Raw genomic sequence first — 9,454 nt, 5'->3', positions numbered from 1 at the left:
GGCCCCCACCCCACCACCACGATCCGCCCAGCGCAGCCCGACGCCACCCACCACCACGTCGCCGCCCAGCTCCAGCCCAGCTCAGTCCCGCCCCGCCGCGCCGCAACGCCCCCGCCCGGCCCAGCGCCACCCACCACCACACCCCGCCCAGCTCGGTCCCCCTCCGCCACTCCCGCTCGCCCCTCTTCCGTGCCCCAGCCCCGCACCCAAGCCCCGCCCCCGCACTCCCTCGCCCCGATAAGGCAGTCTTGTCCCCGTGCCCGAAGCCTCAGCGAATGAAGCCCAGCCGGAGTCCCCGCGAGGGGCGCCGCAGGAGTCCCAGCCGGGGGCCGGCCAGGACCGCCGGACCCCGCATGCCCATACCGCGACCCTGAAGCGCCTGGAGAAGTCCTCGGGGAGTCTCGCCGCGCAGGCCATCGCGCGCATGGACGAAACGCTGTCCTGGTACCGGGCGATGCCGCCGGAGAACCGCTCCTGGATCGGCCTGGTGGCACAGGCCGGCATCGCCGCGTTCACCGAGTGGTTCCGGCATCCGGACGCCCCCCAGGCCATCTCCACGGACGTCTTCGGCACCGCCCCCCGCGAGCTGACCAGGGCGATCACCCTGCGCCAGACCGTGGAGATGGTGCGGACGACGATCGAGGTGATGGAGTCGGCGATCGACGAGGTCGCCGCACCGGGCGATGAGTCCATCCTCCGCGAGGCCCTCCTCGTCTACGCCAGGGAGATCGCCTTCGCCACCGCGCAGGTGTACGCGCAGGCCGCAGAGGCACGCGGCGCCTGGGACGCGCGCCTGGAGTCGCTCGTCGTCAACGCGGTGCTCTCCGGCGAGGCCGACGAGGGGGCGGTGAGCCGGGCCGCGGCGCTCGGCTGGAACTCCCCCGACCACGTCTGCGTGATCCTCGGCACCGCCCCCGACGGCGACAGCGAGCTCACCGTCGAGGCCATCCGCCGCGCCGCCCGGCACGCGAAGCTGCAGGTCCTCACCGGCGTCCTCGGCACGCGCCTCGTCGTCATCGCGGGCGGCAACGACAACCCGCTCGCGGTGGCGAAGGCGCTGATCGGCCCCTACGCGGCGGGCCCCGTCGTGGCGGGCCCCATCGTCCCCGACCTGCTCGCCGCCACCCGCTCCGCACAGGCCGCGGCCGCCGGGCTCAAGGCGTCCGCCGCCTGGCAGGACGCCCCCCGGCCCGTCCTCGCGGACGATCTCCTGCCCGAGCGCGCCATGGCGGGTGATCCAGCGGCCCGCGAGCAGTTGGTGGAGGAGATCTACAGACCACTGGAGGAGGCGGGCTCCGCGCTCCTGGAGACGCTGAGTGTCTATCTGGAGCAGGCGAGCAGCCTCGAAGGCGCCGCCCGGATGCTCTTCGTCCACCCCAACACCGTGCGCTACCGGCTCCGACGTGTGACTGACGTCACCGGCTGGTCACCGTCGGATGTACGCTCCGCGTTCACGCTGCGGATCGCGCTGATCCTGGGGCGTCTGGCCGGCGGGGATCTCCAGTCGTAGCCTTTTGTCGGAGCCCTACAATTCCGTCAGCCGTTCTTCGTCCCTGTCCCCACCGGCCAGTTACGCCGTCCACAAGAGAGAGTGTGAGAGTGCTCGTACTCGTCGCTCCCGGCCAAGGCGCTCAGACGCCCGGCTTCCTGACCCCCTGGCTCGACCTCCCCGGCGCCGCCGACCGTCTCGGCGCCTGGTCGGACGCCATCGGTCTCGACCTCGCCCACTACGGCACACAGGGCGACGCGGACCAGATCCGCGACACCGCCGTGGCCCAGCCGCTGCTGGTGGCCGCCGGGCTGCTCTCCGCCTCCGCACTGGGTGACATCACGCCCGGCGCCGTCGCGGGCCACAGCGTCGGCGAGATCACCGCCGCGGCGTACGCGGGCGTGCTGTCCGACGACGACGCCCTGCGTCTCGTGCGCAAGCGCGGCCTCGCCATGGCGGAGGCCGCCGCGGTCACCGAGACCGGCATGGCGGCGCTGCTCGGCGGCGACCCCGAAGTCACCGCGCCGCACCTGGAGAAGCTGGGCCTGACGCCGGCGAACGTGAACGGCGCGGGCCAGATCGTCGCCGCCGGCACCAAGGAGCAGCTCGCCGCCCTGGAGGCCGACAAGCCCGAGGGCGTCCGCAAGGTCGTCGCCCTCAAGGTCGCGGGCGCCTTTCACACGCACCACATGGCCCCCGCCGTCTCGCAGCTCGAAGAGGCCGCCCGGGGACTCGACACCGCCGACCCGAGGATCACCTACGTCTCCAACCGTGACGGCGGGACCGTCGCGACCGGCGCCGAAGTGATCTCCCGCCTGGTCGGCCAGGTGGCCAACCCGGTCCGCTGGGACCTGTGCATGGAGACGTTCAAGGAGCTCGGAGTCACGGCCCTCGTCGAGGTGTGCCCCGGCGGCACCCTCACCGGCCTGGCCAAGCGAGCCCTGCCCGGCGTCAAGACGCTCGCGGTCAAGACCCCCGACGACCTCGACGCGGCCCGCACGCTCGTCGCCGAGTATTCCTGAGCCGACGACTGACAAGGAGCCGTAGCGCATGTCGAAGATCAAGCCCAGTCAGGGCGCCCCGTACGCGCGGATCATGGGCGTCGGCGGCTACCGGCCCACCCGTGTCGTGCCGAACGAGGTGATCCTGGAGACGATCGACTCGTCCGACGAGTGGATCCGTTCCCGCTCGGGCATCGCGACCCGGCACTGGGCCTCCGACGAGGAGACCGTGGCCGCGATGTCGGTCGAGGCGGCGGGCAAGGCGATCGCCGACGCGGGCATCACGCCCGAGCAGATCGGCGGCGTGATCGTCTCCACGGTCTCGCACTTCAAGCAGACGCCTGCCATCGCCACCGAGATCGCGGACAAGATCGGCGCGGGCAAGCCCGCCGCGTTCGACATCTCCGCGGGCTGCGCCGGATTCGGCTACGGGCTGACCCTCGCCAGGGGCATGGTCACCGATGGCTCCGCCGAGTACGTCCTGGTCATCGGCGTGGAGCGGCTGAGCGACCTCACCGACCTGAACGACCGCGCGACGGCTTTCCTCTTCGGCGACGGCGCCGGCGCCGTGATCGTCGGCCCCTCCAAGGAGCCGAAGATCGGCCCGACGGTCTGGGGCTCGGAGGGCGACAAGTCCGAGACGATCAAGCAGACGATCTCGTGGGAGGAGTACCGCGCGGGCTCCCCCGAGAAGTTCCCCGCCATCACGCAGGAGGGCCAGGCGGTGTTCCGCTGGGCCGTCTTCGAGATGGCGAAGGTCGCCCAACAGGCTCTGGACGCGGCCGGCGTCACCGCGGAGGACCTGGACGTCTTCATTCCGCACCAGGCCAACGAGCGGATCATCGACTCGATGGTGAAGACCCTGAAACTGCCGGAGCACGTGACGGTCGCCCGTGACGTGCGCACCACCGGCAACACCTCGGCCGCCTCGATCCCGCTCGCGATGGAGCGGCTCCTGGCGACCGGCGAGGCGAAGAGCGGCGACACCGCGCTCGTCATCGGCTTCGGGGCGGGTCTCGTGTACGCCGCCACGGTCGTTACCCTCCCCTAGGCATCACGTCCGGATCACCCGATCCGGACGGCTGTAACCAACCTGCCGCTGCCGCGGCGGGCGCCACACCCTCTGGATACATAAGAAGGAGCGCCAACATGGCCGCCACTCAGGAAGAGATCGTCGCCGGTCTCGCCGAGATCGTGAACGAGATCGCCGGCATCCCGGTCGAGGACGTCCAGCTGGACAAGTCCTTCACCGACGACCTGGACGTCGACTCGCTGTCCATGGTCGAGGTCGTCGTCGCCGCCGAAGAGCGCTTCGACGTCAAGATCCCGGACGACGACGTCAAGAACCTCAAGACGGTCGGCGACGCGACCAAGTACATCCTCGAGCACCAGGCCTGATCCAGGCCGCGCTCTGTCGCCACCCGGCGGTGGCGCCGCTGATCCCCTCAACACCGTGGAGAAATTTCCTGTGAACTCGACCAATCGCACCGTGGTCGTCACCGGTATCGGCGCAACCACACCGCTGGGTGGCGACGCAGCGTCGACGTGGGAGGGCCTGCTCGCGGGCCGTTCCGGCGTCAGCACGCTGGAGCAGGACTGGGCGGCCGAGCTGCCCGTCCGCATCGCCGGTCAGATCGCCGTGGAGCCGGGCGAGGTCATCCCCCGGCCGCAGGCCCGCAAGCTGGACCGTTCGGCGCAGTTCGCGCTGATCGCGGCCAAGGAGGCCTGGGCGGACGCCGGCTACACCGCTAAGGCGGGCGAGGACGCCTCGGTGGACCCGCACCGCCTCGGCGCGGTCATCGCCTCCGGCATCGGCGGCGTGACCACGCTGCTGGACCAGTACGACGTGCTGAAGGAGAAGGGCGTACGCCGTGTCTCCCCGCACACCGTGCCGATGCTGATGCCCAACTCCCCGGCGGCCAACGTCGGCATCGAGCTGGGCGCCCACGCGGGCGTCCACACCCCGGTGTCGGCCTGCGCCTCGGGCGCCGAGGCCATCGGCTACGCGATCGAGATGATCCGCACCGGACGCGCCGACGTCGTCGTCGCGGGCGGCACGGAGGCGGCGATCCACCCGCTGCCGATCGTCGCGTTCGGCAACATGATGGCGATGTCCAAGAACAACGACGACCCGCAGGGCGCCTCGCGCCCCTACGACGCGGACCGCAACGGCTTCGTGCTCGGCGAGGGCGCCGGTGTGATCGTCCTCGAGTCCGAGGAGCACGCCAAGGCCCGCGGCGCGAAGATCTACGCGGAGGCCGTCGGCCAGGGCATCTCGGCCGACGCGCACCACATCACGCAGCCCGAGCCGTCCGGCAACGGCATCGCCGCCGCCCTGCAGAACCTGCTCGACACCACCGACCTCAAGCCCGCCGAGATCGTGCACGTGAACGCGCACGCCACCTCGACGCCGCAGGGTGACGTCGCGGAGATCAAGGCGCTGCGCAAGGCGTTCGGCGACGACGTGGACCACATGGCGATCGCCTCCACCAAGTCGATGACGGGTCACCTGCTCGGTGGCGCGGGCGGCGTGGAGACCGTGGCCACGGTCCTCGCGCTGAAGAACCGCGTCGCCCCGCCGACGATCAACATCGCGAACCTCGACCCCGAGGTCGACGCGGACATCATCCGCGACGAGGCCCGCGCGCTGCCCGAGGGCAGGATCGCGGCGCTGAACGACTCGTTCGGCTTCGGCGGTCACAACGTGGTCCTGGCGTTCAGGACCGTGTGACCTCACACACGAGCAAGGCCCGTCCGGTGGTTTCCGGACGGGCCTTCTTCGTGCGTATGGGGTGGCGCGGGCTCACACGACCTGGTGCAGCCACCGCACGGGCGCGCCCTCGCCCGCGTAGCGGAACGGCTCCAGTTCGTCGTCCCAGGGCTTGCCGAGGAGTTTGGCGAGTTCGGCGGCCAGGTCGCTCTCGCCGCCCTGTGAGCGGGCCAGGGCGGCGCGCAGCCGGTCCTCGGGGATGAGGATGTCGCCGTGCAGCCCGGTGACGGCGTGGAAGATGCCGAGCTCGGGCGTGGCGCTGTACCGCTCGCCCTCGGCGCCGGCGCAGGGTTCCGCCGTGACCTCGAAGCGCAGCATCTGCCAGCCGCGCAGGGCGGAGGCGAGCTTGGAGGCGGTGCCCACCGAGCCCTGCCAGGAGAATTCGGATCTCCAGGTGCCCGGCGCGGCGGGCTGCCTGATCCAGTCGAGGCTCACGCGCGCGCCGAGCACGCCCGCGACGGCCCACTCGACGTGTGGGCACAGCGCGCGCGGAGCGGAGTGCACGTACAGAACTCCACGTGTCGTCACCGGGACCTCCAGTGTGGGTCGAGGTTCGCCTTCCCCAGCGGCCTCGCGCCCGTGCCGAGCAGTTTTCTCCAAATACTAGAGAAACCTGAAAAAAAGGGGACAGATGTGACGTGATGTAATTTAGCGGAACCACAGCGGCGGAGCGTCACCGGGTGGATCACCCGCCTGTCGCCGCCGTGACAGCAGTGGCCAGGCGGCTACGGGGCCGAGGCTACCGTGCGGCGGCGCAAGGAGTGTGACGTACCGTCGGTCCGTAGCCCGGGAAACTCCGACCTTTCACCCGGCGGGGCGCAACCCCGGGCACGCGCACGGCGTCACGTAGATCGACAGAGGGGAGCAGGGGATGCGGAACCGCAGGCACCGCTCGCGTGCCGTCGTCGCTCTGGCGACGGCGGCGCTGCTCGGCACGGCGACGCTGACCGCGTGCGACGCGCAAGGCGGCGACTCCGCGTCTCCGGGCGGCCCGTCCGCCCACGACAAGCCCTCCCCCAGGCCGACGCCCGCCTGGGACACCTCGCCCCGCTCGCTCGCGGCCGTCGGCGACTCCATCACCCGCGGCTTCGACGCCTGTTCGGTGCTCTCCGACTGCCCCGAGGCGTCCTGGGCGACCGGCACCGACGCCGAGGTGCGCAGCCTCGCCACGCGGCTCCTCGGCAAGGAGCGGGCCGCCTCGCACAGCTGGAACCTCGCCAAGACGGGCGCCCGAATGGAGGATCTGCCCGGCCAGATCGAACAGGCCGTCACCGAGCGGCCCGAGCTGGTGACGGTGATGATCGGCGCCAATGACGCCTGCCGTTCGTCGGCCGCGTCGATGACACCGGTCGGCGACTTCCGCGCCGACTTCACGGCGGCGATGCGCACCCTGCGCAGCTCGCTGCCGAAGGCGCAGGTGTACGTGGCGTCCGTGCCGAACCTCAAGCGGCTCTGGTCCCAGGGGCGCACCAACCCGCTGGGCAAGCAGGTGTGGAAGCTGGGCATCTGCTCCTCGATGCTGGCCGACCCCGACGACCTGGACGCCGCCGCGTCCGAGCGGCGCAACTCGGTGCGGGACCGCGTGGTGGCGTACAACGACGTACTCGAAGAGGTGTGCGAGAAGGACCGGCGCTGCCGTTACGACGGCGGGGCGGTCCACGACTACCGCTTCGACGGCGATCAGTTGAGCCACTGGGACTGGTTCCACCCCAGCAAGGACGGCCAGTCCCGCCTCGCCGCGCTCGCCCACCGGCAGATCACCTCGCGCAAGCCCCTCCCCTAGGCCCCGGCGGTGCGGCGTAGGGTCGCGATCATGCGCAGCGAACTCTTCGGGGCACTCCCCGACGGCACCCCCGTCCACCGCTGGACCCTGGAGAGGGGCGGGGTGCGGGTGCGTGTCCTGACGTATGGCGGCATCCTTCAGTCGGCTGAAGTTCCCGACCGTTCCGGGCGGCCGGCGCAGGTGGCCCTGGGGTTCGAGGGGCTCGACGGGTACGTGAAGCACCCCGGCCCCTACTTCGGCGCGGTGGTGGGGCGGTACGCGAACCGCGTCGCGGGCGGCGCCTTCACCCTCGACGGGCACACGCACCGGCTGGCGCGGAACAACGGCGCCAACGCCCTGCACGGCGGTGAGCGCGGCTTCGACAAGCGCGTCTGGGACGCGGAGCCGGACGGCGACCACGCGGTGCGGCTCGCGCGGGTGAGCCCGGACGGCGAGGAGGGCTATCCCGGGCGGCTCGCGGTCTCGGTGACGTATGCGCTGGACGGGACGGGCGCGCTGAGCGTCGCCTACGAGGCGACCACGGACGCCCCGACCGTGGTGAACCTCACCAACCACACGTACTGGAACCTCGCGGGCGCGGGCTCCGGCGGCGCGCACGGGCACGAGGTGCGGATCGCCGCCTCCCGGATCACCCCGGTCGACGCGGAGCTGATTCCGACCGGGGTGTACGAGGACGTGGCGGGGACGCGGTTCGACTTCCGCACGGCGCGGACGGCGGGGCCCGGCTTCGACCACAACTTCGTGCTCGACAAGGGCGTCACCGCCGAACCGGTCGAGGTCGCGGGCCTCCACGACCCCGCCACCGGGCGGAACCTCACCGTCTCGACGACCGAGCCGGGCCTCCAGCTCTACACCGCCGACCACTTCGACGCGGAGCTGCCGTTCGCCCCGGGGGACGGGATCGCGCTGGAGACGCAGCACTTCCCCGACTCGCCGAACCGGCCGGGATTTCCGTCCACGGTCCTGCGGCCGGGCGAGACCTACAGGTCGCGGACGGTGTACGGGTTCTCCGTACGGTGACCTGCGCCTCGGCCATCAGTTCGACGGCGTCATACCGCGGGCCGAGGTGGACCGGGCGCTACCGGGCGGGGCTCGCGGGGGCGGTCCGCCCGGCGGGGACGGCCGCGACCACCTCGACCTCGATCAGCGCCTCGGGCCGGAACAGGCGCGGCACCTCGACGGTCGTGCTGGTGGGCGGGGCGCCGGTGAGGAACTCCCGGCGCACGGCGGCGTAGTCGGGCAGGCCGCCGATGTCCGTCAGGAACGTACGGATGTTGATGATGTCGCCGAGGCCCGCCCCGTGGGCCCGCAGCAGGCTGTCCACGGTCTCGAAGACGCTGCGGGACTGGGCGGCGAGGCCGTCGCCCTCGCCGATCTGGCCGGAGAGGTGCAACAGGGCGCTGCCGTCGGGGAGTTCGACGCGGGCGACCTGGGAGTAGGGGCCCAGCGGCTGCGGGGCGGAGGCGGGGTTGTCGAGGGTTGTCCGCATGCGGGTACTCCTGGTGAGGGTGCTGAGGGCAGGGGCCGGAGCGGCGAGGGCGCCGAGGCGGGCCCGGGTCAGGCGTCGTGGCGGGCGCGGATGTGGGTGACGGCGCGGGCGATGTCCTCGTGGACGACGTCCGGGTCGGCGGCGACCGCCGCGAAGTGGCCGAGGACCGCCTCCATGGCGGGCAGCCGGGCGGACTCCGTCGCCAGGGTGATGTCCTTGACGGCGAGGTCGCTGCCGAAGTGCACGCCTTCCGCGAAGGCCCGCGCGACCGCGCCGCCGAGCGGTCCGCCGGCCAGGGCGTCCCTGGCGGTGTCCTCGGCGAGGCCGAGCGCGTCGGCGAGCTTCATGGCCTCGGCGACGAGTGCGACGCCGCCGATGACGGCCGTGTTGACGACGAGCTTGAGGGCGGCCCCGGTGCCGGGCGCCCCGGTGCGGGTGACGGGGCCGAAGAGGGCGAGGATGTGCTCGACGCCCGCCGCGTCACCGCCCGCGAGAATGCCGAGGCGTCCGGCGGCGGCCTTGTCGGTGCTGCCCATGACGGGCGCGTCGACGAGCGTGACCCCGGCGGGCATCCGCTCCCCCAGCTCCCGCACGGTGTCGGGCCCTACGGTCGACATCTCCACCCAGTGCGCGCCGGGCCGCAGCGCCGGAAGGATCGCGTCGGCGATCTCCCGTACGGCGTCGGGCCCCGCCAGCATCGTGATGACGACGTCCGCGTCGCGCACGGCGTCGGCGGGGTCCGCGGCGGCCCGCGCGCCGGCGGCGACGAGGGGCCCGGCCTTGGCGGCGGTGCGGTTCCACACCGCCAACGGGTGTCCGGCGACCAGCAGGTGACGGGCCATCGGCTCGCCCATGTGCCCGAGGCCGAGGAATGCGATCTTCTCCATGTGCCCGACGCTAGGCCCGCCCGGGGGATGCGACA

The 9,454-nt window shown here is 72.2% G+C and carries 10 protein-coding genes; 7 read left to right on the top strand and 3 right to left on the bottom strand.

The genetic code is table 11. The features are described from left to right. Positions 1 to 370 precede the first annotated feature (370 nt). From DCW30_RS02445 to fabF, 5 genes are all read left to right on the top strand, one after another. Entirely contained in the window at positions 371 to 1,510 is a 1,140-nt protein-coding gene (locus tag DCW30_RS02445) for a PucR family transcriptional regulator (RefSeq protein WP_103557649.1), read from the top strand. Between the two features lie 89 nt (positions 1,511 to 1,599). After that, positions 1,600 to 2,511, top strand: coding sequence for an ACP S-malonyltransferase (locus tag DCW30_RS02440; RefSeq protein ID WP_076686540.1), 912 nt, complete (start codon positions 1,600 to 1,602; stop codon positions 2,509 to 2,511). A gap of 28 nt (positions 2,512 to 2,539) precedes the next feature. Continuing rightward, positions 2,540 to 3,541 (top strand): ketoacyl-ACP synthase III, encoded by a 1,002-nt coding sequence (locus DCW30_RS02435; RefSeq protein WP_076686539.1) that lies wholly within the window; start codon positions 2,540 to 2,542, stop codon positions 3,539 to 3,541. 98 nt (positions 3,542 to 3,639) lie between these two features. Next, a complete protein-coding gene (locus DCW30_RS02430) occupies positions 3,640 to 3,888 on the top strand; it encodes an acyl carrier protein (protein WP_055531551.1) in 249 nt (82 codons plus the stop codon). Positions 3,889 to 3,958: 70 nt separating this feature from the next. Continuing rightward, entirely contained in the window at positions 3,959 to 5,221 is a 1,263-nt protein-coding gene (gene fabF / locus DCW30_RS02425; protein WP_076686538.1) for a beta-ketoacyl-ACP synthase II, read from the top strand. A 72-nt stretch (positions 5,222 to 5,293) separates the two neighbouring features. Here the strand turns inward: fabF and DCW30_RS02420 are convergent, their stop codons facing one another. Beyond that, positions 5,294 to 5,788: a DUF3145 domain-containing protein gene (locus DCW30_RS02420; protein ID WP_062776911.1), complete on the bottom strand. Its 495-nt coding sequence runs from the start codon at positions 5,786 to 5,788 to the stop codon at positions 5,294 to 5,296. 343 nt (positions 5,789 to 6,131) lie between these two features. On the opposite strand from DCW30_RS02420, the gene DCW30_RS02415 reads away from it, so the two are divergent. Next, the gene (locus DCW30_RS02415; protein WP_062776913.1) at positions 6,132 to 7,043 is read left to right on the top strand and encodes an SGNH/GDSL hydrolase family protein; all 912 of its coding nucleotides are present in this window, start codon (positions 6,132 to 6,134) and stop codon (positions 7,041 to 7,043) included. Positions 7,044 to 7,073: 30 nt separating this feature from the next. Next, the gene (locus DCW30_RS02410) at positions 7,074 to 8,063 is read left to right on the top strand and encodes an aldose epimerase family protein (protein ID WP_076686537.1); all 990 of its coding nucleotides are present in this window, start codon (positions 7,074 to 7,076) and stop codon (positions 8,061 to 8,063) included. Between the two features lie 58 nt (positions 8,064 to 8,121). Here DCW30_RS02410 and DCW30_RS02405 read toward each other — a convergent pair whose 3' ends face one another. Both DCW30_RS02405 and DCW30_RS02400 read right to left on the bottom strand, forming a co-directional pair. After that, entirely contained in the window at positions 8,122 to 8,532 is a 411-nt protein-coding gene (locus DCW30_RS02405; RefSeq protein WP_076686536.1) for a RidA family protein, read from the bottom strand. Positions 8,533 to 8,600: 68 nt separating this feature from the next. Then, a complete protein-coding gene (locus tag DCW30_RS02400; protein WP_076686535.1) occupies positions 8,601 to 9,419 on the bottom strand; it encodes an NAD(P)-dependent oxidoreductase in 819 nt (272 codons plus the stop codon). Positions 9,420 to 9,454: the final 35 nt, after the last annotated feature.

Origin of the sequence: Streptomyces alfalfae (genome assembly GCF_004127445.1) — a bacterium.
Classification (GTDB): Bacteria; Actinomycetota; Actinomycetes; order Streptomycetales; family Streptomycetaceae; genus Streptomyces; species Streptomyces alfalfae.
Note: the sequence above shows the minus strand (reverse complement) of the source record. Positions and strands in the feature narration are given on the sequence as shown.

What these genes read in the sequence shown, in the direction of transcription:
- DCW30_RS02435 (WP_076686539.1), top strand. Translation starts at nt 2,540, where the DNA reads ATGTCGAAGATCAAGCCCAGTCAGGGCGCCCCGTACGCGCGGATCATG.
- DCW30_RS02430 (WP_055531551.1), top strand. Translation starts at nt 3,640, where the DNA reads ATGGCCGCCACTCAGGAAGAGATCGTCGCCGGTCTCGCCGAGATCGTG.
- DCW30_RS02415 (WP_062776913.1), top strand. Translation starts at nt 6,132, where the DNA reads ATGCGGAACCGCAGGCACCGCTCGCGTGCCGTCGTCGCTCTGGCGACG.
- DCW30_RS02410 (WP_076686537.1), top strand. Translation starts at nt 7,074, where the DNA reads ATGCGCAGCGAACTCTTCGGGGCACTCCCCGACGGCACCCCCGTCCAC.
- DCW30_RS02405 (WP_076686536.1), bottom strand. Translation starts at nt 8,532, where the DNA reads ATGCGGACAACCCTCGACAACCCCGCCTCCGCCCCGCAGCCGCTGGGC.
- DCW30_RS02400 (WP_076686535.1), bottom strand. Translation starts at nt 9,419, where the DNA reads ATGGAGAAGATCGCATTCCTCGGCCTCGGGCACATGGGCGAGCCGATG.